A 23,967-nucleotide genomic window follows, 5' to 3' on the forward strand; every position below is an offset into this window, starting at 1 on the left:
ATCAGGCCTTTCATGCCGATGAGGCGATACCGCCACTTGCTTGTCTCCATCTGCTGCCACGACATGATTAATTTGGCCCAATGGCGCATTCACGCAATTAGTTTAGCGGCTTTGGCCAAAAATATCGCTGCCACGAGGGTTGCGGCGATTGAAGGCGGGCAGATCCCTGTTCTACCAATGGCCATCGCAGGAGCAGGAGATGAAACCGCCAGCACCCTTGAACTATGTCAGATCCTTCGAATGCGCCGCCCGCCACCTGAGCTTCACGGCGGCCGCGAAGGAACTGGGCTATACGCAGGCTGCAGTCAGCACGCATGTGCGCGCGCTGGAGCATTATATCGGCCGGCAGCTCTTCATACGGTATCCGCGCAGCCTCAAGCTGACCGAGATGGGCGAGGCGTTCCTGCCGACGCTGCGCCAGGCGCTCGATCTGATCGACCAGGCGACAGAAGCGGTCGTGACCTCGTCGCGCAAGCGCACTGTGGTCGTCTCCTGTCCGATGAGCCTTGCCGAAAACTGGATGGCCGGCTGCATCGCGGCGTTTCGAAAAGACCATCCCGAAATCGAAGTCGTTCTCCACGGCACGATCTGGGAGGATCTCAGCGAGCAGATCGCCGACATCACCATCTCGACGCGGCGCTTCGACGACCGTCCGCCCGACGGAGTCCCGCTCTGGAACGAGGAGCTTGTCCTGCTTTGCGCGCCGGCCTTGCTGGAAGGCAGGAACGCCGTGAAGGAGCCCGGGGACATATTCAAGGTGGACTGGATCTTCGTCCACGGCCGTCAGGAATACTGGCAGTGCGTGACGACCGAACTCGGCCTCGATATGGCCGACTACGACAAGGGCCTGTCGACCAACGCGTCCAATATCGCGCTCGAGCTGGCGGCCATGGGGGCCGGCCTTGTTGCGACCCAGCGCTCGCTCGCACGGATTTTTCTGCAGCGCGGCCTGCTTGTCGAACCGTTTCCGGTTCGCACGGCAAGTCCATGGAATTATTACCTTACGGAAACCCAGCTCTCGAAGGGCAATGTGGTGCGCACGGTGCGGGAGTGGATTCTCTCGCGAGCGGCGATCGACAGTGCCGGGTAGGTCATGGTCGTGAGAGGAACGAGAAGAATCGGGCCGTCAATGCCCCCGTTTTATTTGAGAGATTGCATCGACCACAACTCTTCCGGCGGTTTGGCGTCATCATTAACATGAGGGAAATCGGCTAACTTCGGCAGCAGTGCTGACCACGGACCGCAGACAGTCACCGGCCAAAGGACACTTTCTCGACATGCGCACCCATGCACAAGCCGTGGTCATCGGCGGCGGCCTGATCGGCTGCTCGATCCTCTACCATCTTGCCAAGCTTGGCTGGACGGATGTGGTGCTGCTCGAACGAGACGAACTGACCTCGGGCTCGACATGGCACGCGGCGGCCAACATCCATGGGCTGCACGACAATACCAACATCAGCCGGCTGCAGCACTACACCATGGCGCTGTACAAGGAGCTGCAGACGGAGACCGGCCAGGATTGCGGCATCTTCCAGCCGGGTTCGCTCTATCTCGCCCAGACCGAGGCCCGCGAGCACCAGCTTCGGCTGCAAGAGGCCAAGGCGCGCCGCTACAAGATGAACTTCTACGAGATCGGCCGGCAGGAGGCGGAGAAGCTGCACCCGCTTGTCGATTTCGACGGCATCCGCTGCATCATGTACGAGCCGGAGGGCGGAAATGTCGATCCGTCTGGCGTGACAGCCGCCTACGCTGCGGGAGCGCGCCAGCGCGGCGCCGAAATCCACCGCTTCACGCCGGCGACCGCCACCGAGGCTCAGCCGGACGGAAGCTGGATCGTGCGCACGCCGAAAGGCGACATCCATACACGTTGGGTGGTCAATGCCGGCGGCCTGTGGGGACGCGAGGTCGCCGCAATGGCGGGGCTGGAGCTGCCGCTCATTCCTACCGAGCACCAGTACTTCGTGACCGAGACCATTCCCGAAATCGCGAGCCTCGGGAGACGCCTGCCGTCGGTCGCCGATCGGGACGGAGAGTATTACCTTCGTCAGGAAGGACTCGGCCTGCTGATCGGCGCCTATGAGCGCAACATGAGGTTCTGGGCCGAGGACGGCACGCCGCAGGATTTCGGCCACGAGCTGTTTCCGGACGATCTGGAGCGCATCGAGGAGAACATGCTGCGGGCCATAGCGCGCGTGCCGGCCGTGGGTGCGGCCGGCATCAAGCGGGTCATCAATGGTCCGATGATCTGGTCGCCGGACAGTGCGGTGCTGTTCGGGCCGGCGCCGGAGCTGAGCAACTATTTCTGCTGCAACGGCATCATTCCGGGCTTCTCGCAGTCGGGCGGCATGGGCAAGCTCGCCGCGGAATGGATGATCGAGGGCGAGCCGTCGCTCGACATGTTCGGCTGGGACATGGCGCGCTTCGGCCACTGGACGGGCAAGGCCTTCACCAGGGCGCGCGTGCAGGACCAGTACAGCCACCGCTTCAAGATCCATTTCCCCAACGAGGAGCGCGCGGCCGGCCGGCCGGTGCGCACGCGGCCGGCCTATGAGATGCAGAAGGAGATCGGGGCGGTGTTCGGCCTCAATTTCGGCTGGGAGCATCCGCTCTGGTTCGCCGCCGAGGGTGAGCCACGCGAGGAAACGGTGGGCTTCACCCGCCAGAACTGATGATGTGGACGGCCCTCCGAACCCGTCGCGCGAGATGCTAAGATCATTCTGCGCAACTCAGAGAAGGAACCGTGTCATGACTTTCGAGAAGATCACTGTCGTCGGCCTGGATCTGGCCAAGAACGTGTTTCAAGTTCATGCTATCGATGACGTCGGCAATGTTATTGTCCGGCGGCAGCTTCGCCGAAATCAGCTCCTGCATTTCTTCGAGCAGTTGCCACCCTGCCTCGTCGGCATGGAAGCTTGTTCGACTTCACATTACTGGGCGAGGGAACTCGGTGCCTTGGGCTTCGATGTGAAGCTTATGCCTCCGGTATATGTAAAGCCGTATGTGAAGCGCGGGAAAAACGATGCAGCAGATGCCGAAGCGATTTGCGAGGCAGTCACCCGTCCAACCATGCGCTTCGTACCGGTGAAAAATTGCGAGCGTCAGGCTCTTCTTATGCAGCACAAGACCCGAGATCTTTTTGTGCGGCAGAGAACGGCTCTGATCAACGCACTCCGAGGCCATTTGGCCGAATTCGGTATCATCACGCCTCAAGGAAAGTTCGGGCTGAAAGCTGCTCTCGAAGCCTTACACGTCGCGAAAGACCATCTTCCTGAACCGTCGTGGCAACCCTTCAAGCACATTCAGATGCAGCTAGAAGAGCTGAGCAATAAGATCGCCGAGCTTGATCGCACCATAATGCAGTGGTGCCGGGACCAAGCTGCCGCTCGGAGGCTGATGACCATCCCAGGCGTCGGCTTTCTCACGGCGGCCGCAATCGCGGCTTCGGTTGGGAATGCCGAGGAATTCAAATCAGCGCGACAGTTCGCGGCTTGGCTTGGCTTAACGCCGCGACAAAATAGTAGTGGCGGAAAGGAGAGGCTAGGGCGGATCAGCAAGCAGGGCGATCGGACAATCCGACGATTGCTGGTAGTCGGCGCCACTGCCGTCATACGACGAGCGCGCATTGATGCTCCATCATTCCCGTGGATCGCGAAGCTCTTGCAGCGCAAACCGGCACGCATGGTGTCGGTAGCGATCGCCAACAAGACCGCCCGCGTCGCGTGGGCTCTTCTGAGAAGAGAGGAGACTTACCGGCACGCAGCCGTTTGAAGGAATCCGGCTCGGCAATCGTCGACCGGAGGAATGAAGGACTGAGTAATGATGGCGAACCGGTTGGACCGGGGATGGAGCAAAGCCTAGGTTCCCCCAGAGCCTTGAGCTCGACAAATTGATTGGCTCTCCATCCGCGGACTTCATCAGGGCCAGTGGCTACAATGCCACGATAAAAGGCCGGACACATGACTGAACCTGACCGATCCCATCGATACAGAGTCTTGCATTCCACGGGCCGTCCACACATGGTGGGAACCGGTCGGCCGCGAGGCACGGATGCTGCGCGAGCGTGCCGGCATCATCGACATCTCCAACTATGCGAAATATGAGGTGAAGGGGCCAGGGGCCGAGGCGTGGCTCAACGCCCTGCTCGCCAACAGGATGCCGACGGCGGTCGGACGATCCTGCCTGACGCCGCTGATCGGCAAGCGCGGCGGCATCGCCGGCGATTTCACCGTGACCAGGCTGGCTGACGAGGAATTCATGGTGATCGGCTCCGGCATGGCGGAGCGCTTCCATCAGCGCTTCTTCAAGGCAGTCCCGCTGCCGGCCGGCACAACATTCCGCTCGTTGACCGAGGAACTTTGCGGGTTCAACGTCGCTGGACCGAAGTCGCGCGAACTCTTGCAGCGCCTGACCAATGAGGATCTGTCGACCGAGGCCTTTCCGTTCATGCGCTCGCGCAGGATTACGGTTGCGGGCGTCGAGGCGGTCGCGCTGCGCGTCTCCTTCACCGGCGATCTTGGCTGGGAACTGCATTGCAGGGCTTCGGATCAGGTGGAGCTCTATTCTGCGCTGCTCAAGGCCGGCGAGGAGTTCGGAGCCGGACCGGTAGGCTCGCGTGCGCTGATGTCGCTGCGCGTCGAGAAGGGCTACGGGAGCTGGAGCAGGGAGTATTCACCCGAATACTGGCCGCAGGAGGTGCACCTCGACAGGCTTATCAAGCTCGACAAGGGTGACTTCCTCAACCGCGAGGCCTATCTGGCCGTCGCCGACAAGCCGGCCCGGGACGAGTTCATCATGCTGTCGGTTTCCGCGAAGGATGCGGACGCGACCGGCGGCGAACCGATCTTCCTGCCGGACGGGACGCCGATCGGTCAGGTTTCATCCGGCGCCTATGGCTACTTCGTTGGTCAGTCGCTGGCGCTCGGCTACATCAAGGCCGGTTCGGCAAAACCCGGCGACAAGGTCTCCGTAGCCATACTCGGAAGGCCGCACGAAGCCGTATTGCTGAAGGAGCCGCCCTTCGATCCGGAAGGAAAGCGGCTGCGGGCCTGAACCAAGTCTATCGGCGGCCGGGCAGGACGGCGAGAATGCGCAGCGCGTTCTCCATCACGCTTTCGGGACCGATGGTCGCGCGCAGGTAATCGGCCAGACCGTAGCCCCCGACATTGCGCATGATGATACCTTCCTGTCGCAGGGCCTGCTCTGCGAGGCGAACGGCTTCGGCATCCCCGAAGCGGATCAGCAAGAAGTTCGTGCTGCTTGGCACGACGTGATAGCCGGCCGCTCGCAGGCGATCCGCGAAGCGGTCGCGAATGGCTGCCGTACGGGTGACGGTCAGACGCATGTAGTCCCGGTCTTCGAGCGCCGCCACCGCCATGGCGAGGCTGACGACGGTCACGTTGTTGGAGTTCTGCAGCTTGCGCACCTGGGCCGCCACCGGAGGCGGAAATAAACCCCAGCCGATCCGTGCACCGGCAAGCCCATAGGCCTTCGACAGTGTGCGCAGGACGACCGTGTTGCCCTCACCGACCAGATCGAAGACCGGCCGGGGGTCCTGTTCGTCGAACTCGCCATACGCCTGATCGATGATCAGGAGGATATCCGGCCTCAGAGCGGCGCGCAGGCGCAGAATCTCACTGTTGGCGATGCGGCTTCCTGTCGGATTGCCGGGATTGCACAGGAAAGCGACCCGCGTTGCCGGCGTGACGGCGGCCAGCATATTGTCGATTGAAACGACGAAGTCTGTCTCGGCCGCCTTGACAAAGATCGCGCCGGCCTGTGCCGTTGCGGCGGCCGCGAAATTATAGGCGTAGCTGGTCGCGAGAACCTCGCCGCCCTCATGCGCGAAGGCGCGGATCGTGCAGGCGATCAGATCCATCGAGCCATTGCCGCACAGGATGAGATCGCGATCCACATTGTAGGCGGCAGCCAGCGTATTGCGCAGAACGGTCCAGTCCGGATCGGGATAGAGATGGCTGCCGGCGGCTGCTTCCTTGCCAGCCGCGATCGCATGGGGACTCGGCGGAAATGCGCTCTCGTTCTGGGCAAGCGTCGGCACGTCATGCCCGCCGAGATCCGCAAGGGCAAAGGCGGACATGGCTTCGATACGAGCGGAGGCTCTGATGTTCATAACAGGTCCTGACCCCAAAACGGTTCCGGCTTTTACGGGATCGTCGGAACCGCTCTATCTCTTTGTTTCGGCCGCATTTCCGGACGCAAAACCGCTTCACGCTTTTGCTGGAAATGCTCTAGATCCGTCATTCCCCAAACGGACCCGAGCGAAACGCTTGTGGCAGGCTACGGCCGGTCAGCCGGCCCGCAAGAAAAATCCGATCGCGCAAAGGCATTGCGATTTTAGCCCTCGGTTGAAGAAGCGCGTCTTGGCCGAAGGGTGAACGAAGGCTCAGCCCTCAAAAAATTCGCGACGGCAGCAATGTTTTCATTTGAAATTGCGATATGAAAGGCGATTAAAATCGAAAATCAAGATACTTGGCGATGAATCTCGATGCGATCCGCAGCTTCCTCCACGTTAGCGAGACTGGCAGCTTTAGCGTTGCCGCGCAACGGCTGGGCGTGATGCAATCGACGATCAGCGGCCGTATCCAGGCGCTGGAAGAGGAACTGGGCTGCCTTCTCTTCAGCCGCGGCCGTGGCGGCGCGGAACTGACGCCGGCAGGCTACGATTTTCGTGTGCACGCCGAGCAGATCGTTCAGAGCTGGGATCAATCGCGCCATCAGATCGCGTTGCCGGAAGGCTACAAGGCCACATTCCGCTTCGGGGGGCCGGTCTCGCTTCAGGACGAGCTCAATCTGGCCTGGGTGCTCTGGATGAAGAAGCACGCAGCGCATGTCGCACTGCAGCTCGAGGCCGGCACGTCGGACGCACTGATCGAAAGCCTGTCGGCCCGGCGTCTGGATGCCGCCATCATGTATCTGCCACGCCAGAGGCCGAGCCTGATCGTCGAGGAACTGCTCAAGGAAAAGCTGATTCTGGTCAGGCATCCGGAACTGACCGGTCACTGGCAAGACGCGTTTGTGATGGTGCATTGGGGGCACGAGTTCCGGGTAGAGTTCGCCCGGGCCTTCCCCAAGGTGCCCACACCGACCGTTTCCGTCGGCCTTGGCGCCCTCGGGCTGCAATATGTGCTGGCGCTGAAGGGGGCCGCCTATCTGCCGCTGTCACTGGCCGGACCGCTGCTCGCCGATCATCGCCTCGAACAGGTCGATGACGCTCCCGTTTTCCAACGACCGGTCTATCTCGTCTATCCGACGCAGAAACGGGACGCGGAACTGCTCGACCTCGCCCTTTCCGGCCTGCGAAAGGTGGCGATTTAACAGACCAGGCCGAAACGCAGTCAATAGGGCAGGGCATATGCGCCACGATCTGATCATCTACGGCGGCACGGTTGTCGACGGCAGCGGCTCCGCGCGGTTTGCGGCCGATGTCGGCATCGCCGGCGGTTTGATCACGGCAATCGGCGATCTGGCCGGAGACAATGCGGACACGCGCATCGATGCCACGGGCAAGATTGTCGCGCCGGGCTTCATCGACGTCCATACCCATGACGATGGCGCCCTGCTGGCGGTGAACGGCATGGACCCGAAGATCAGCCAGGGTGTGACCACCGTCGTGGCCGGAAACTGCGGCATCAGCCTCGCGCCGTTGCTGCTCGACCGGACGCCTCCGCCGCCTCTCACGCTGGTCGGCGGGCGGGAGAATTTCCGCTTCGATCGTTTCGCAGACTATGTCGCCGAGCTTGAAAGGCTTGGCACGGCGACGAACGCAGCGCTTCTGGTGGGGCACACGACGCTGCGCCAGCGTGCGATGCCGACGCTCGACCGGGCCGCGAACGGCGAGGAGATCGCGCTTATGGAAAAGGAGGTGCGGGCGGCGATGGCCGATGGGGCTTTCGGCCTCAGCACCGGCCTTGACTACGCGCCCGCGGTTGCTTCCTCGACGGAAGAGGTCAAGGTTCTCGCTCGTGCCGCCGCCGATCTCGGCGGTATCTATGTGACGCATACGCGCAACTATTTCGACAAGCTCGAAGACGCGCTGGAAGAGGCGTTCGACATCGCTGCCGAGGCGGATACGAAGCTTGTGATCTCGCACCATCAGGCGACGGGCCGCGAGAATTTCGGCAAGAGCAGGCCGACATTGGCGAGGATCGAACAGATGCGCGAGACGCTCGACGTCGCGCTGGACTGCTATCCTTACGCGGCCTCGTCGACCGTGCTGAAGCTGGAGCGCTGCGACATCGGCCTGCGCGTGCTGATCACATGGTCCGACCCGCATCCGGAAATGGCGAACCGCGAGATCAGCGATATCGCCAGTGAATGGAATTGCAGCGAGCGGGAGGCGGCACGACGCCTGCTGCCGGCAGGAGCCGTCTATTTCCAGCTCGACGAGAGCGATGTACAGCAGATTCTTGCCTATCCGCAGACCATGATCGGCTCGGATGGCCTGCCGCACGACAAGCATCCGCATCCGAGGCTCTGGGGCACGTTCCCGCGCGTGCTGGGGCACTACAGCCGCGATCTCGGACTGTTCCCGCTCGAAGAGGCTGTCTTCAAGATGAGCGGCCTGCCCGCCCGCGAGTTCGGACTGTCCGGGCGCGGCACGCTTGCCGCTGGCAACTTCGCCGACATCGCCATCTTCGATCCAAACGAGGTGCTGGACCGCGCGACCTACGAGGAACCGATCCGGGCATCTGCGGGCATCGAGCATGTCCTTGTCAACGGACAGACTGTGTGGAGCGAGGGCAGGTCGACAGGCCTGCGCCCCGGCAAAGTCCTGCGGCGCGCCACCACAAGCAGAAGCAGGCCGTTGCGGCTTTCCTGCGGCTGCTGCTGAGAGGTCGGCTTCAGAGACTGTCGTAGAGCCGGTCGATGGTCGCGAGCGTATAGGGAAGGCCGATCGGCCGCGCGCACTTCCAGCTCTTGAACGTCTCGCCCGCGAGAGCCTTGCAGGCCTCGGAGGCGTCGAGCACGCCGCCGCCATAGAGCCGGTTGGCCATGTCGAGCATCCCGACGCGGTGCATCGTGTCGGTGGCGCTGCCGCAGGCATCTTTCACCAGCCAGACGTGGTAGCCGGCATAGACCGCATCGAACACGCTCGCGCGCACACAACTGTCGGTCCAGATGCCGGTGACGAGCATGTGGCGCGCGCCGAGCCGCTCCAGCATTCCGGCGAGTTCCGTGCCCTGAAACGCGCTCGGCCAGCGCTTGCGGATCACCGTCTCGCCGGGCTCGGGCGCGACCTCGTGGCAGATATCCGCCCCCTCGCTACCCGCTGCCGCATAGCGCAGATCTTCCGTCAGCGTCTCGTTCAGGAGCGCGTAGTTGCCGCGTTCATGCGCTTCGATCCAGGCCTGGACATGAATGACGGGCACCTTGGCGCGCCGCGCGGCATTTATGACGAGCGCTGCGTTACCCAGGATGCGCTCGTAATTCTCCACGGGATAAGTCTCGCCGGCGCGGGACTCGTTCTGGAAATCGATGGCCAGGACAGCCGTTTCGCCAATTTTCATGTCGATCCTTCTCGATCTGATGGGTCGGTATCGAAATTCGTCACGAATTCGAGGAGCAGGCGCACCGCCACGTCCAGATCGGCAAGATCAAGGCTCTCGTGAGGATTGTGGCTGCCGTTCTCGTTGCGGACGAACAGCATCGCGCTCGCGATGCCGGCTTCGGCGAAGGCGGCCGCATCATGGCCCGCACCGCTCGAAAGGCGGGGGAGGTCGAGCCCGAGCCCTTGTGCCGAATGCTCGAACCTCGTGACGAGGTCGCCATCCATGGTGGCCGGCGCCCATGTGAAGGGAGCGTCGAATTCGAACCGGACGCCGCGCGTTGCCTCAATCTCGTTGCAGAGCGTTGCGAGCGAAGCGGCAATCTTGTCCAGTATTGCCCGAGAGGGGCTGCGGACGTCGAGCGTGAAGCCGATTTCGCCGAGCACGCGGCTCCCGCCATGCTGTGTCGGATCGGATTCGACACCTCCGAATGTGATCGTGACATCCTCGTTTGCCGCTTCCAGCCCATCCCAAAGCAGCTCCAGCCCTTGCACGAGATCGGCGAAGCCGAGCACCGCGTCCCGCCGCGAAAAGCGCGGTTCGGCGCCGGAATGCGCATAAGCACCGAAACAGCGGGCATTGACGTGGCGAAAGCCGCCATTGATCGCGGTGACGACCGCAACGGGCCTGCCGCGCTTAACCAGCCGCGGCCCCTGCTCGATATGGACCTCGATGAAGGCGCGGATGCGCGCCGCCTCGATCTCAGGCCTGCCCTTGCGGACGGCATCGGGATCGAAGCCGGCCTCTTTCATGTGGTCGGACAATGTGCGGCCGGTGTCGGATCGGCGTGCGTCAAGCGCCTCGGCCGGCAGCAAGCCGAGCGCGGCCATGCTGCCCGGATAGGAGAGCGGGAACCACGCCGCTTCCTCGGCACGGGTGACCATCACCGTCAGATCGCGGCGCAGCGATGTTTTGCGCGCGACGATCTCAGCCATGACGGCGAGACCGGCCACGACGCCGGCCGCGCCATCGAAATTGCCGCCATGCGGCACGCTGTCGAGATGCGATCCGATATAGAGCGCGGGCAATCGCGGTTCGGCGCCATGGAGCGTCAGGTAGAGATTGCCGGCGGCGTCAGTGGCTGCGACGGCACCAAGTGCCTCGGCCTCGGCCCGCGCCAGATCGTGCGCGAACTGTTCTCCCGGCCCGTAGGCCGCCCGTGTCACGCCCGGCGGATCAGAGCTTTCCTCGGCGAGGCGCTGGAGCATGCGGCGGGCGAGGACCGCGCCTTCAGACAGGGCTTTCATGGGTGCTCAAAGGACGGGTCCGGCCTGCTCCGCGATCAGCCGATACTGATCGGGTCGCCGGTAAAGCGCGAAATCGAAATTCACCTTTCTGCAAGCATCGATCAGGCCGAGGTCGGCGCGGTGGACGATGACTTCGTCGTCGATCGACATGGCTTGCGCGGCTATCTCCCCGGTCGGGGCGATGATGCACGAGCCGCCGATAAGCGCCTGACCGTCCTCGACCCCTGCCTTGGCCGCTGCCGCGACCCAGATCGTGTTCTGATACGCGCCAGCCTGCATGGGCAAATGGTTGTGGAACATGCGCAAGTGCCCGAACTGCGGCGCTTCGGCCAGAATAGCCGGCGTGTTGTAGCCGATGAGGGCCACCTGCGCGCCATTGAGGCAAAGCATGCGGTATGTCTCCGGCCAACGGCGATCGTTGCAGAGCGCCAGTCCGACGCGGGTTCCATGAAAGTCGAAGACGGGAAAGCCGAGATTGCCGGGCTCGAAGTAGAGGCGTTCGAGATGGACCGTCGTGCCGTCCTGAGGCTCGGCCGAGCCGGGCAGGTGAACCTTGCGATAGCGCCCGATGAAACTGCCGTCCTTGCCGACCAGATCCATCGTGTTGAAGCGGCGGGTCGTGCCGTCCTTGCGCTCCAGTTCGGAATAGCCGAGGGCAAAGCCGATACCGAGCTTTGCGGCGGCCTCGTAGAGGCGCTTCGTCTCGGGACCGGGCATCGCTTCCTCGAAGAAGGAGTCGATTTCCCCGGCGTCGTGGAGACGCCAGCGCGGAAAAAAAGTAGTCAGCGCCATCTCGGGGAAGACTGCAAGATCCGCCCCGGCCGCCGCTGCCATCTCCAGCATATGGACGAGTCGGCCGACGGCTTCCGCGCGGCTCGCGCTGCGCTGGATCGGCCCGGTCTGGCAGGCGGCCAAAGTCAGGAATCGCGCCATGGAGTGGTTTCCTCGATAGGCTTCTTGAATTGCTGTGTGTCGACTGTCTTGCGCGCGACCAGGCGCCCGAAACCCGGGCGGGCGCGCAAGGAAAGTTCCTGTATGACAGGCACGCCGCGCACGAGCACGATGACGGGCTTGCCGGTCACGTTCATTCCTTCAAACGGCGTGAAGTCGACGCGCGAATGAAGCGCCGGTTGCGTGATGCGCCATTCAAGGCGCGGGTCCCAGACGGCAAGGTCGGCATCAAGTCCAGGCTCGATGCGCCCCTTGACGTGAGCGAGGCCATAGATTTCCGCAGCCTTGCGCGCGGTGAGATCAAGATAGCGGTCGAGCGAAATCCGGCCGGCGAGCAATCCTTCCGAGAACAGGAGCGGCAGCCGCGTCTCGATGCCGGGCACTCCGGCAACGGTCTTGTGGAACACGTGCGGGGCCACCCCGACCTTCTCGGCGAGGTAGTAGGGTGAGTGGTCGGAGGACCAGAGGTCGATCTCGCCGTCAGTCAGGGCCTGCCAGAGATACGCCTGATCCGCGCGGGAACGTGGCGGAGGCGAGAACATGTATTGCGCTGCTTCGAGCGGTGGCCGGTCGAGATCCGATGCGGAGAGGAAGAGATATTGCGGGCAGGTCTCGGCGAGAACGTCCGCGCCGCGCAAACGACCGCGCACGATTTCCTCCGCCGATTGTGCGCCTGAAACGTGGACGATGGTGATGCGCGCGCCGGTGAGTTCGGCGAAGGCGACGGCGCGATGCGTTGCCTCCCGTTCCAGCACCGCGTTGTGCGCCACCGTGTGGTAGCGCATGTCGGTCAGGCCACGGGCGACCAGAAGGTCTCGGGTGCGGCGAATACCGGCATCGTTCTCGGCATGGATCATGACAAGCATGCCATGACGCCTGGCGGTATCCATGACAGCGAGCAGAAGATCGTCGCTGACGGCGAAGCCGGCATAGGTCATGAAGACCTTGACGGAACTTATGCCTGCCTCGGCCAGCCGCGCAAATTGCCTGTCAAGATCGGCGCCGGTTTCCATGGTGACGACGCCATGCAGCCCATAGTCGATGATCGAACGTCCGGCAGCACAGCCCAGTGCGCGTTCGAGCGCTTGCAGCGATGTCATACCAGGGCCGGGCATGGCGAAGGGCACGATGCAGGTTGTGCCGCCGAAGGCGGCAGAGATGGAGCCAGACTCGAAATCATCTGCGGTTGTCGCACCGCCCCAGGATGGCTGGTCCAGATGGCAATGCGTGTCGATGCCACCCGGAAGCACCCAGCGGCCGCGTGCGTCGATCGTCTCCCGACCATCGAGATCATTGCCGAAAGCCGCGATTTTTCCGTCGTCGATGCCGACATCGCATTCGCGCCAGCCGTCGTCCAACGCAACGCGTCCGCCCCTGATGACCAGATCGTGCGTCATGCGGGGGGCTCGTGGACGGGAGTCGCGGGAATGTCGATGACGGGCGGCATTGCCAGCAGCCGTTCGCGTGGCAGATGGCAGGCGATTGTGTGCGTCTCGGAGAAGGCCTGCACCGGCGGCCGGATGTTGGCGCAGGTGTCGCCGAGCGAATAGAGGCAGCGCGTCGAGAAGGGGCAGCCGACCGGCGGCGAGGACGGCGAGGGTATCTCGCCCGACAGCACGATCTTGCGCTTGCGCACGCGGGAGTCGGCGATGGGAACTGCCGACAGCAGCGCTTCGGTATAGGGATGATAGGGCGCCGCGAAAACCTCGTCGGCGCGGCCCTGTTCCATGACGCGGCCGAGATACATGACGACCACCCGGTCGGCCAGATAGCGCACCACCGACAGATCATGGCTGATGAAAAGCAGCGTGGTCTTTTCCGTGCGCTGGATGTCCATCAGCAGTTCGGTCACAGCAGCCTGGACGGAGACATCGAGCGCGGAAACCGGCTCGTCGGCAACCACGACGGCGGGGTTGCCGGCAAAGGCGCGGGCGATGCCGACGCGCTGCTTCTGGCCGCCGGAAAGCTGGCGAGGGCGGCGTCGCGCGAAATCGTGCGGGAGCTTGACGAGATCGAGCAGTTCCAGAACGCGTTTCCGGATCGCCTCTTCCCCGCTGGCCGTGCCGAATTTGCGAATGACGCGGGCGATCTGCGCTCCGACGGAATGGCTGGGATTCAGCGTGTCGAACGGGTTCTGGAAGATCATCTGCAGGTTGCGGATCGTCTTTCTGTTCCGCTTTCCGACCGGCAACTGCGCCAGTTCCAGATCGGCGAGCCTGATCGAACCTTCGCTGGCGGTCTCCAGCCCCATCAGGATTTTCGCGATCGTCGACTTGCCGCAGCCGGATTCGCCGACGATGGCGACGGTTTCCGCGACTCTGGCGTCGAAGGTCACGTCGTCGTTGGCGCGCACCTTGCCGAAGGACTTTCCAAGGTTGCGGACGTCGATCGCGGTTTCGCCAAGGGCGAGGGGCTCATGCTCCATCACCTTGGAGTGTTCGCCGTTCCAATCGATCTCGCCGACCCGCAGACAGCGCGACAGGCGCGCTGAAGGCAGCGCGGGATCGACCATGGGCACCGGCCCCTGGTCGCAGCGTCCCGCCACGAAGAACTCGCAGCGCGGCCCGAAGAAACAGCCTCGCGGCCGGTCGTTGGGGGCGGGAATCTGGCCGGGAATGGCAACCAGCGGCCGGCTGTTCTTGTCCGCTCCCGGCAAGGGGATGGAAGCGAACAGGCCGCGCGTATAGGGGTGCCGCACGGCCGCGAAAACCTCGGGCACGGGGCCGTTCTCCACGGCCTCTCCGGAATACATCACAGTGATGGTGTCGCATGTCTCCCGGATCAGGCCGAGATTGTGCGAGACGTAGAGCATCGCGGTGCCGTACTGGCGCGAGATGTCGGCGATCAGGTCAACGATGCCGGATTCGATGGTGACGTCGAGCGCGGTGGTCGGCTCGTCGAGCAGAAGCACCTTCGGATTCGAAAGCAGCGCCATCGCGATGACGACTCGCTGCTGCTGGCCGCCCGAGATCTGGTGGGGGTAGGAGCGCATGATGCGGTCGACATCGGCCAGGCGAACCCGTTCCAGCATGGCGCGCGCCTGCGCCAGTGCCTCCCGACGGTCGGCGCCGCTGTGGAAGATCGGAACCTCGGCAAGCTGGTCGCCGATCGGCATGGCCGGGTTCAGCGAGGCCATCGGCTCCTGATAGACCATGGCGATCTCGGCGCCGCGAATGCGCCGCAGCTCCTCGCCGCTCATGCCTAGAATGTCCCGGCCCTCGAAGAGGATTTGCCCCTTCACGATACGGCCGTTCTTGCCGAGATAGCGCATGACGGCGAGGGCGATCGTGGACTTGCCGCAGCCGGACTCGCCGACCAGCCCGTGCGCCTCGCCGGGCATCAGCTTCAGGTTGAAGTCGACCACCGCCGGCACCTCGCCGGCGCGGGTGAAATAGGAAATCGAAACGTCACGACATTCCAGTATGGGTGTGCGCTGATCGACGGTATGGGAGGCGGGCGCTTCCATCGATCAGTCCCTCAGGCTCATTTCCCGCAGGCCGTCGGCCATGAGGTTGAAGCCCAGGATGAGGCTGGAAACGGCGATCGCCGGCACGATGATCATGTAGGCGAATTTCCAGACAAGGGCCGCCGTCGCGGCTTCCTTGATCATCAATCCCCAGTCGGGGTCCGGCGGTTGCAGGCCGAGGCCGAGAAAAGTCAGCGTCGTGATGGCGACTGTCGTGTAGCCGAGCCTGAGGCATGCATCGACGATGATGGGTCCACGTACATTTGGGAGAATCTCGATGAGCATGATGCGGATCGGGTGTTCGCCCCGGGTCTGCGCGGCGAAGATGTAGTCGCGCGTTCGGGTATCGAGCGTCAGGCCGCGCACGATGCGCATGATGCCCGGCGCGGACGACGCCGTCACCGCGACGACGATGTTGAAACCGCTCTGTCCGAGATAGTTGAGAATCAGGATGAGCAGCACCATCACCGGGAAGGCAAGCAGGATGTTGCTGATGAAGGAGATGATCTCGTCCCACCAGCCGCCGAGATAGCCTGCCATCAGCCCGAACGCGGCGCCGATGATATAGGCGATGGCTGTCGCGGTGATGCCCCAGACCAGCACGCGCTGGCAGCCCCAGATGGTGCGGGCCAGCACGTCGCGGCCACGCATGTCCGCCCCGAGCAGGAACGTCACGCCATTCTTGACTGTGCCCGGCGCGGCATAGGGCGCGATCGGCTTGTTGGGGTCGAGGATCGGGAGATACGGCGCGGTGACGGCCATAAGCAGCCAGAAGAAGACCAGCGTCGCGCCTATGACGGCAATGCGAGACTCGCGCCAGGACCTGAGCGCCATGACGTAGAGCAGGATCACCGCGGGAGTCGCGGGGACAAGCACATAGGATTGCGCGGCGCCGAGCGAGCGGCCGAACATCACATAAGCCAGCAGCGGCAGGTAGATGAGCGCGATCAGCACCGCGATGCCGCGCGGCGTGGAAAGCCGCTGCAAAATCGAGGACCGATCGCCGGCTGTTCCGAAGTCGGTCGCGGCGGTCATGCGAAACGCACCCGCGGATTGAGGAACATGTAGCCCAGGTCCGACAGCAGCTGCGACATTACGGCGACGGCGACGGCAACCATCGTGGCAGCCTGCACCACCGCGATATCGCCGAACACGGCGGCATCGTAGAGCATGCTGCCGAAACCGGCGTACTGGAAGAAGACTTCGACGACGACCACCTGCGAGAGCAGCCAGTTGAGCTGCAGGAAGATCAGCGTGAACGGCACGATGAGCGCGTTGCGGAGCGCGTGCTTCAGGATCACACGCCCGCGAGGCAGGCCCTTCAGGACCGCGGTGCGGATGTAGTGGGAGGTCATCACCTCGGCCATCGAGGCACGCGTCATGCGCACCACGTAGCCGATGTCGTAGACGAGCAGGGTGAGCACCGGCAGCACCATTTCCTTCCAGGTGAAGCCGCCGATCATAGCCGATTTGGTCGGCACCCAGCCCAACCCGAGCGCAAGCACGACCGTCAGAAGGACCGCCGTGGCGATCTGCGGGATCGACGTGGTGAGGACCGCGCCGAAAGAGATGACGCGGTCGAGCAGCGAGCCTTCGTCCATGCCTGCCAGCACGCCCAGCGTCAGCGAGATTGGGATCATGAAGAGGAAGACGGCGAAGGCGAGGACGGCGGTGTTCTGCAGCCGCTCGGAAAGCAAAATGCCCACCGGGGTGCTCTTCTCCATCGATTGGCCGAGTTCGCCCTGGGCGACATTGCCGATCCACTCGACGTAGCGTTTGAGGAAGGGTTCATTGAGCCCTTTCTTGTCCAGCCACGCCTGATAGTCCTGTTCCGACAAGGTGGCGACGCCGAAACCTCCCAGTTCCGACACGGCAATGCGCCGCCGGAACTGGTCGCTGTCGAACACGGCGAACAGGATCAGCGAGACGGTCGCCATGATCAGAAGCATCTGGGCGACGCGACGAAAAACAAGTTTAAGCATTCAACCCGCTACCCGCCCGTCGGCGCCGGGCGGCGAAACCGAATCCCATGGCTGCGGACGGCAGGCCAATTATAAGGCCTGCCGCCCAGGCTCTGTGGTTCAAGTTTCCATCCACGCCTTGGTGAGCTGCATCTGCCTTGCCGGATGCGGCTCGTAGCCATGTACCCTGGCGGTTGCGAGATTGTAGACGGGCCGCCAGAGCGGCTGCACCATGACAGCAGCGTCCTGCAGGATTTTCTCGACCTTCTCCATCTTCGCCTTGCGTTCGTTTGCGTCGAGCGTCGCCTCGGCTTCGGCGAGCGCCTTGTCGAACTCCGGGTCGGAGAAGTGGGTTTCGTTCCACGGAACGCCGGTGCGATAGGCCTGCGCCAGCGTCATGGTGCCGAGCGGGCGATGCGCCCAGGAGGTCGCGCCAAACGGCGTCTTGTCCCAGATCTCCCAGAATTTCGTCGTCGGCATGACATTGACGGCGAGATTGATGCCGACCTGCTGAAGCTGATCGCGCAACGCCTCGCACACGGCCTGGTGCCACGGTCCGTCGGTATTGCCGACGTCGATCGTCAGGTCGAGGCCATCGGCATAGCCGGCCTCGGCGAGAAGCGCCTTGGCTCCTTCGATGTCCTGAGCGAGTTCCGGCAGCGGAAAATGCTCGGGCTGCACGGGGCTGACATGATAGTTGTAGGCAACTCCCCCGCCTTCCGGGAACACGAGGTTCTTGATCGCGGCATTGTCGACGGCCTTCACGATCGCTTGGCGCACGCGGATATCGTCGAACGGCTTCTGATCAACCTGCATGCGGCAGCAGAGCGTCTGCGCGGTCTCCACGGACTTGATCTGCGCGCCTTCGATCGTGCGTGCCAGTTCCAGCTGATCCACGGTCAGTTCGTAGATCATGTCGACGCTGCCGGAGGCGACCGCCGCAGGCTGGTTGTCCTGATCGTAATTATAGAACTGGATCTCATCGAGATAGACGTCGCCGCCCCAATATTTCAGGTCCTTGCCGTCGGTGGTCTTGGTTATGCGCTTCAGTATGCAGCGCTCGCCGACCTTCAGTTCCGCCAGCGTATAGGGGCCGGTTCCGATCGGGTTGTCCGGGAAAGGCGCCTTGAAGGAGGGATGCGCGATGAGGGTCGGATACTCGGCGCAGTCTTCCGCGACCGAAAGCACCGGCGTTGCCAGGTTGAGCTTCAGGGTATGAGCATCGACGATCTCGACGGCATTCGGAGTCGGCTTGCGGATCGGCTTGCCCTTGTCGTTCTTTTCGCCGGTCGGCGTGGAGAGCGCCGAGAAAGTGGAAAGCCCGAGCGCAGATGAGCCCGTCGCCGAGTCCGTCCAGCGCAGGATGTTCCAGGCGATATGCTCGGCCGTGAGTTCTTCGCCGTTGTGCCACATGACGCCCTTGCGCACGTTGAGCGTCCACGTCTTCAGGTCGTCCGACGGCGTCCAGGATTCGATCAGCATCGGCCTGACGACATTGTCCGGGCCGACCATGGTCATGTATTCGAGCACCGGGCGCGTCTGGTTGGACATCTCGTTCCAGCTATAGGTCGCAGGATCGTCCATCTTGGCGACGCGCTGGCCGACCCGCAGAATTCCGCCCGGCCTGGCGTTCGGGTCTGGCGCGGGGAAAGGCATATTGTCGGCAGCCATGGCAGGCGAGGGCAGTCCGGCGGTGGCGTAGGCTACCCCCGCGGACACGCCGAGAAGCGTGGCGAAGCGGATGAATTCGCGGCGGTCCATCGCACCGCCACGAAGCTGGTCCTTGAGCTTCGGAATCAGGATATGTTCGGATTTGGCCATTTTGTTCCCCTTTTCTTGGTTCGTCGAAGTCGGGTCTTGAAATCTGATGTCCGTCCCGCGGCCGTACGGGCGATTGTCTCCCGTTGAATGGTCAGGTCGCGGCTGTCACCATGATCTCGACGCGGTAACCGTCGCCGGCGAGCCGAGCCTCCACCGTGGCGCGGACAGGCATGGCGCTGCCATCGATCCATCCGTCCCAGGCCTTGTTCATCAATTCGAAGTCGGCGATGTCGCGCAGCCAGATCACGGCGCTGAGCAGCTTCGTCTTGTCCGATCCGGCAGCCGCCAGATAATGGTCGATCTTGGCGAGCACCTGCTCGGTCTGGTTGGTGGTGTCGCCGGTCAGGTCGTCGGCCGTCATGCCGGCGAGATAGACGGTGCCGTTGTGCCGCAGCACCCGGCAGAAGCGCTGTCCGTTTTCGATCCGCTCAATCGTCATGCAATCATCTCCGTCATGGCGGGAAGCTCTACCGTCTCCCTCGATCTGCGCAGCCGGCCGGGCGCCAGATCGGCTGCGTCGATGCCGAGCCGTGCGAGATCGTCCGGCAGGCGTCCGTCGCGGATCAGCCCGGCGGCAGCGCGCGAAAGGGCGGACGAGGTCTTGATGCCATAGCCGCCTTGACCGGCGAGCCAGAAGAAACCTTTCCCCTGATCGTCCGGGCCGACGACCGGCGAGCCGTCGGCGGCGAAGGTCCTGAGGCCCGCCCAGCTGTGCGAGACGCTTCGGACCGAGATGATGGTCGCCTTCTCGAGCCGGTCCACGCCGATGGCGATGTCGATCTCCTCGGCAAAGGCGTCCATCGGCTCGCAGGGTGTCGCGTCCGCCGGCGAGACGAAGAGCTTGCCGGCATCCGGCTTGAAATAGAACTCTTCGCCGACATCGTTGACGAGCGGCCAGCCCGCGATCGAGATGCCGTCGGGTACCGGGATGTTGAAGGCAGTGCGGCGCTTCGGCGTCAGTCCAACCGGGGTGATACCGGTCATGACCGCCAGTTCGTCTGCCCATGCGCCGGCCGCGTTGACGAGCGTCTCCGCGAGGAAGCTTCCCTGCCGTGTCTCGACCAGCCAGCGGTCGCCGGACCTCTCGACCGCTTCGACGCCGGCATCGATGTGGAGCCGCGCACCGCGCGCTCTGGCGCCCTTCAGAAAACCCTGATGCAGCGCATGCACGTCGATCTCGCGCGAGTCTGGTTCCAGTATGGCGCCGGCCACGTAATCCGGGCGCAGGACCGGCACCCGCGCGATCGCCTCGGCCGGCTCCATTGCCCGCATCGAAGGCACGAGCGCGCGGGCGCGTTCAAGCTCTTTGTCCAGCAGGTCGAGCTGATCCTCGCGCGCGACGGTGATCATCCCCCGATCCGCCATAAGGGGATGGTCAGCGAATCCGGTCGGCGGGTCCTCGAGGAAAGGACGGCTGGCTATCGCCAGGCGGCGGATAAGGGCGTTGCCGTAATTCTCGGTGAAACTCGCGGCCGAGCGCCCGGTGGAATGGTAGCCGAACTGGCTCTCGCGCTCCAGCAGGATCACCGATGCAAACTGAGAGAGTTCGAACGCGGCGCTTGCGCCGGCTATCCCGCCGCCGACAATGACGATGTCGGCCTCTGCCGGAGCGGACGCTTGCGAGACGCTCGCCATCAGGAAGGCACCGCCTGACATCGGGAGCGTAAAGCGCGCTGCATCGTCGGTTTCACGAACGTCACGGCCCTTCCGGTGCTGCGTGTCAGGACATGTTCATGGAAACCATACGGTTGGGACTATGATTTACAAATCAAATTTTTTAGGGGGTTTGTATCGGGATTTTCGATAGCAACCCGTTTTTTGTGGACGCGCCTGCGTGTCCGGGCCCGACGGCGCTATCAACATGCGAGGCGGCGTCGGCGGCCAATGGCCGCCGACGTGCTGGCTCAGCGCGACAGGCCCGATACGGCTCGCGGTGCGTAGCCGCGTTCGAGGTCGGCAACCTCCTGATCCGTCAACCCCACGGACAGAGCCGCTACCGCGTCGGTGATGTGGTGCGGCTTGGTCGCGCCGATGATGGGGGCGGTGATTCCCGGCCGGCTCGACGTCCAGGCCAGCGCGACCTGCGCCATGGGAATGCCGCGCGCCTTCGCGATGCGGGCCACGGTCTCGATGATCTTCTCGTCCTCGGCCAGATAGAGGCTCTGCGCAAAGGGGTCGAGCCTGCTGCGGTCGCTGTCGGAAGCGACCTTCGTCAGGCGCCCGCGCGCCAGCGGACTCCAGGGAATGACGCCGACGCCCTGATCCTGGCACAGCGGAATGATCTCGCGCTCCTCCTCACGGTAAAGGAGATTGTAGTGCGGCTGCATGGACACGAAGCGCGCCCAGCCGTTGATCGTGGAAGTGTAGAGAGCCTTCGAAAACTGCCATGCATACATGGACGAAGCGCCGATATAGCGCACCTTTCCCGCCCTGATGAGATCGTCCAGCGTTTGCAGCGTTTCCTCGACCGGAGTCTGCGGGTCCCAGCGGTGAATCTGGTAGAGGTCGATGAAATCGGTGCCCAGCCGCTTCAGGCTGGCGTCGCACGCCGCCATCAGCGCCTTGCGCGAAAGGCCCTGCCTGTTCGGCCCGCCCTTGCCGACCGGAAAATGCACCTTGGTGGCGATGACGATATCCTCGCGACGGGCATGCTCCTTCAGCAGCTTTCCGACGACTTCTTCGCTGGCGCCTGCCGAATAGGCGTCGGCGGTGTCAAAGAAATTTATGCCGGCCTCGATCGCTTGACGGATGAACGGACGGGCTTCCGCCTCGCCCAGCGCCCAGTCGTGGGTGCCGGCCTTCGGATCGCCGTAGGTCATGCAGCCAAGGGCGAGGCGCGAGACCTTCAGGCCCGACTTGCCGAGATTTACATAAGTCATTGTCATATCAGAACCGCTCTTTTCTGGAGGTAAGTTGGATCAGATTGGCAAGCACAGCCGCGCGGCGTCATAGATGGCGGCGTGGATGTTGCGGCCTGCCACGGCGTCCCCGATGCGGAAGAGCCTGAAGCTGCCGCCGGGATTGCGGATGATGTCCTGCGGACGGATGCCGACGAAGGCTTCCTGATCGAGTTCGCCCCGGTTCACGGAGTGGGGGACGAGATCGAAATAGAGCTCGTCATTGGGTAAGGTTCCCTGCTCGACGACCACATGGTCGACGATGCGGGTCCGGGTCATGCTCGAATATTCATGGACAAGATGCGCACAGAGGCGACCCTCCGCGCGTGTCACGCGACCCAGCCGCCAACCCAGCGTGGTTGTCACGTCGCGCTCCGCAAACATGCGCAGATAGCCGGGCGATGTAAGAGGCCCGACCTCGGGCGCGACGGTGCGTGCCGGCGTCACATATTCGACCGACGCCGCGGACGCCGCGACCGTTTCCGTCGCGTCGAGTCCGGCGTGGCCGCCCATCGCGTCGAAAACGAGGACGTCTCCCGATAGCGCGGCGCCCGTCATCACTTCCCAGCTGTCAGTGACGAGTTCCTCGCCCTCCGTCAAAAAGCTCCGGTCCGGCAATCCGCCCGTCGCCACGATCACGATGTCGGGGGTCTCCGCAAGCACGTCGTCGACGCCCGCATAGACGCCGCAACGGATATCGATGCCGAGGATCTCGGCCTCCGCAAGCCGCCAGTCAACGATGCCGATCAAGTCGCGCCGGCGCTGGGACCGCGCGGCGATGAGAATCTGCCCGCCGGGCGCCTTGTTCGCCTCGAAAACGGTGACCGTGTGCCCCCGCTCGGCCAGCACGCGGGCGGCCTCCAGCCCCGCAGGCCCGGCACCGATCACCACGGCCCGGCGGCCGGGCGTCCGGCTTTTCGGAATGACATGCGGAATGGTGCCTTCGCGACCGGTCGACGGATTGTGGATGCATTTGCTGTCGCCGGTCCGGTGAAGAGCGTCCAGGCAATAGGTGGCGCCGACGCACGGCCGGATGCGGTCGCCCAGGCCCGTGGCCGCCTTGTTGACGAGATGCGGATCGGCCATCATCGCGCGGGTCATGCCTACCAGGTCAAGGAGGCCTTCGCGGATCGCGTAGCGTGCGGTGGCAACGTCGTTTATCCGGGCGGCATGCATGACCGGCAGGTCGAGCGCGCGCTTTACCTGACCCGCGAAGTCCAGGAACGGGGCAGAGGGTGTGCCCATTGGCGGGATCACCCGCGCGAGCCCCTCGTCATTGCCGATCGTGCCTTTGATCACCGAGAGAAAGTCGATGCCGTCGCCGGCGAGAACGCGGACGGCGTTCAACCCTTCCTCGAGCGAGATGCCGTCGGGATCGTCCTCGTCCACCGCGGCGCGCAGGCCGACGATGAAGTCCGGCCCCACCGCCTTGCGGATCGCCTGCACGATGGCGCGGGGAAAGGCCAGCCGCTTCCCGGGTGTGCCGCCCCAGGCATCCGTGCGCTTGTTGGTGAGCGGTGACAGAAACCCGTCGAAGAGATGTCCGTAGCATTCGATCTCGATACCATCGAGACCTGCCTCGCGACAGCGGAGGGCGGCGGCGGCGTAACTCGCGATGATCCGCTCGAGGTCCCAGTCTTCCGCGATCTTCGGCGTGGCGCGATGGAACGGTTCCGGAATGGCGGAAGCCGACAGGGCGGGCAGCCAGTCTCCCGCATAGTGGCTGGTACGGCGGCCGAGATGGGTGACCTGCAGCATCACCGCCGCGCCCTCCGCATGGACATCGTCAGCCAGTTTGCGCAACCACGTCTCGATCTCGGGGCGGTGCAGCACTAGGTTGCTGCCGAAGGAGGAGGGACTGTCACGCGCCACCATCGAGGTGCCGATCATGGTGAGCGAAACCCCGCCTCGCGCTTTTTCGAGATGATACAGCCGGTAGCGATCCTTCGGCATTCCCTGCTCGCCATAGGCGGGTTCATGGGAGGTGCTGACGATCCGGTTGCGGAGCGTGAGATGTTTCAGCCGGAATGGCTGGAAAAGCGGGTCCTGCGACATGATAAG

Annotated in this window: 19 protein-coding genes; 6 read left to right on the forward strand and 13 right to left on the reverse strand. The window is 63.6% G+C overall.

Features of this window, described 5'->3' with window-relative positions; genetic code table 11:
* Positions 1-199 precede the first annotated feature (199 nt).
* From M9955_22880 to M9955_22895, 4 genes are all read left to right on the forward strand, one after another.
* Positions 200-1,090: a LysR substrate-binding domain-containing protein gene (locus M9955_22880; GenBank protein ID MCO5084487.1), complete on the forward strand. Its 891-nt coding sequence runs from the start codon at positions 200-202 to the stop codon at positions 1,088-1,090.
* A 187-nt stretch (positions 1,091-1,277) separates the two neighbouring features.
* Positions 1,278-2,669: an FAD-dependent oxidoreductase gene (locus M9955_22885; GenBank protein MCO5084488.1), complete on the forward strand. Its 1,392-nt coding sequence runs from the start codon at positions 1,278-1,280 to the stop codon at positions 2,667-2,669.
* A 76-nt stretch (positions 2,670-2,745) separates the two neighbouring features.
* On the forward strand, positions 2,746-3,768 hold the full coding sequence (locus M9955_22890) for an IS110 family transposase (GenBank protein ID MCO5084489.1): 1,023 nt from the start codon (positions 2,746-2,748) through the stop codon (positions 3,766-3,768).
* 279 nt (positions 3,769-4,047) lie between these two features.
* A complete protein-coding gene (locus tag M9955_22895; protein MCO5084490.1) occupies positions 4,048-5,049 on the forward strand; it encodes an aminomethyltransferase family protein in 1,002 nt (333 codons plus the stop codon).
* A gap of 7 nt (positions 5,050-5,056) precedes the next feature.
* Here M9955_22895 and M9955_22900 read toward each other — a convergent pair whose 3' ends face one another.
* On the reverse strand, positions 5,057-6,127 hold the full coding sequence (locus M9955_22900; GenBank protein MCO5084491.1) for an aminotransferase class I/II-fold pyridoxal phosphate-dependent enzyme: 1,071 nt from the start codon (positions 6,125-6,127) through the stop codon (positions 5,057-5,059).
* 365 nt (positions 6,128-6,492) lie between these two features.
* On the opposite strand from M9955_22900, the gene M9955_22905 reads away from it, so the two are divergent.
* The gene (locus M9955_22905; GenBank protein ID MCO5084492.1) at positions 6,493-7,332 is read left to right on the forward strand and encodes a LysR family transcriptional regulator; all 840 of its coding nucleotides are present in this window, start codon (positions 6,493-6,495) and stop codon (positions 7,330-7,332) included.
* Positions 7,333-7,369: 37 nt separating this feature from the next.
* The gene (locus M9955_22910) at positions 7,370-8,848 is read left to right on the forward strand and encodes a D-aminoacylase (GenBank protein ID MCO5084493.1); all 1,479 of its coding nucleotides are present in this window, start codon (positions 7,370-7,372) and stop codon (positions 8,846-8,848) included.
* 10 nt (positions 8,849-8,858) lie between these two features.
* Here M9955_22910 and M9955_22915 read toward each other — a convergent pair whose 3' ends face one another.
* From M9955_22915 to M9955_22970, 12 genes are all read right to left on the reverse strand, one after another.
* Positions 8,859-9,524, reverse strand: a complete 666-nt coding sequence (locus M9955_22915) for a cysteine hydrolase (protein MCO5084494.1) — start codon at positions 9,522-9,524, stop codon at positions 8,859-8,861.
* Entirely contained in the window at positions 9,521-10,810 is a 1,290-nt protein-coding gene (locus M9955_22920; protein MCO5084495.1) for a hydantoinase/carbamoylase family amidase, read from the reverse strand. Before M9955_22920 ends, M9955_22915 begins: the two co-directional genes overlap by 4 nt.
* Before the next feature lie 6 nt (positions 10,811-10,816).
* Positions 10,817-11,743 carry an N-carbamoyl-D-amino-acid hydrolase gene (locus tag M9955_22925; GenBank protein MCO5084496.1) on the reverse strand — a complete coding sequence of 309 codons (927 nt, stop codon included), beginning with the start codon at positions 11,741-11,743 and terminating at the stop codon, positions 10,817-10,819.
* Positions 11,728-13,158, reverse strand: coding sequence for a dihydropyrimidinase (hydA, locus tag M9955_22930; protein MCO5084497.1), 1,431 nt, complete (start codon positions 13,156-13,158; stop codon positions 11,728-11,730). The genes M9955_22925 and hydA overlap by 16 nt, the downstream gene beginning before the upstream one ends.
* Positions 13,155-15,227, reverse strand: a complete 2,073-nt coding sequence (locus M9955_22935) for an ABC transporter ATP-binding protein (protein ID MCO5084498.1) — start codon at positions 15,225-15,227, stop codon at positions 13,155-13,157. Before M9955_22935 ends, hydA begins: the two co-directional genes overlap by 4 nt.
* A gap of 3 nt (positions 15,228-15,230) precedes the next feature.
* Positions 15,231-16,262, reverse strand: coding sequence for an ABC transporter permease (locus tag M9955_22940; protein MCO5084499.1), 1,032 nt, complete (start codon positions 16,260-16,262; stop codon positions 15,231-15,233).
* Complete coding sequence (locus M9955_22945) at positions 16,259-17,209, reverse strand: ABC transporter permease (protein MCO5084500.1); 951 nt, start codon at positions 17,207-17,209, stop codon at positions 16,259-16,261. The genes M9955_22940 and M9955_22945 overlap by 4 nt, the downstream gene beginning before the upstream one ends.
* Before the next feature lie 99 nt (positions 17,210-17,308).
* A complete protein-coding gene (locus M9955_22950) occupies positions 17,309-19,009 on the reverse strand; it encodes an ABC transporter substrate-binding protein (protein MCO5084501.1) in 1,701 nt (566 codons plus the stop codon).
* 91 nt (positions 19,010-19,100) lie between these two features.
* The gene (locus M9955_22955) at positions 19,101-19,448 is read right to left on the reverse strand and encodes a RidA family protein (GenBank protein MCO5084502.1); all 348 of its coding nucleotides are present in this window, start codon (positions 19,446-19,448) and stop codon (positions 19,101-19,103) included.
* The gene (locus M9955_22960; protein MCO5084503.1) at positions 19,445-20,644 is read right to left on the reverse strand and encodes an FAD-binding oxidoreductase; all 1,200 of its coding nucleotides are present in this window, start codon (positions 20,642-20,644) and stop codon (positions 19,445-19,447) included. The genes M9955_22955 and M9955_22960 overlap by 4 nt, the downstream gene beginning before the upstream one ends.
* 269 nt (positions 20,645-20,913) lie before the next feature.
* Positions 20,914-21,888, reverse strand: a complete 975-nt coding sequence (locus tag M9955_22965) for an aldo/keto reductase (protein MCO5084504.1) — start codon at positions 21,886-21,888, stop codon at positions 20,914-20,916.
* 39 nt (positions 21,889-21,927) lie between these two features.
* On the reverse strand, positions 21,928-23,961 hold the full coding sequence (locus M9955_22970) for an FAD-dependent oxidoreductase (protein ID MCO5084505.1): 2,034 nt from the start codon (positions 23,959-23,961) through the stop codon (positions 21,928-21,930).
* Between the last annotated feature and the right edge of the window lie 6 nt (positions 23,962-23,967).

This window comes from Rhizobiaceae bacterium (assembly GCA_023953845.1).
In the GTDB taxonomy this organism is placed as follows: Bacteria; Pseudomonadota; Alphaproteobacteria; order Rhizobiales; family Rhizobiaceae; genus Arvimicrobium.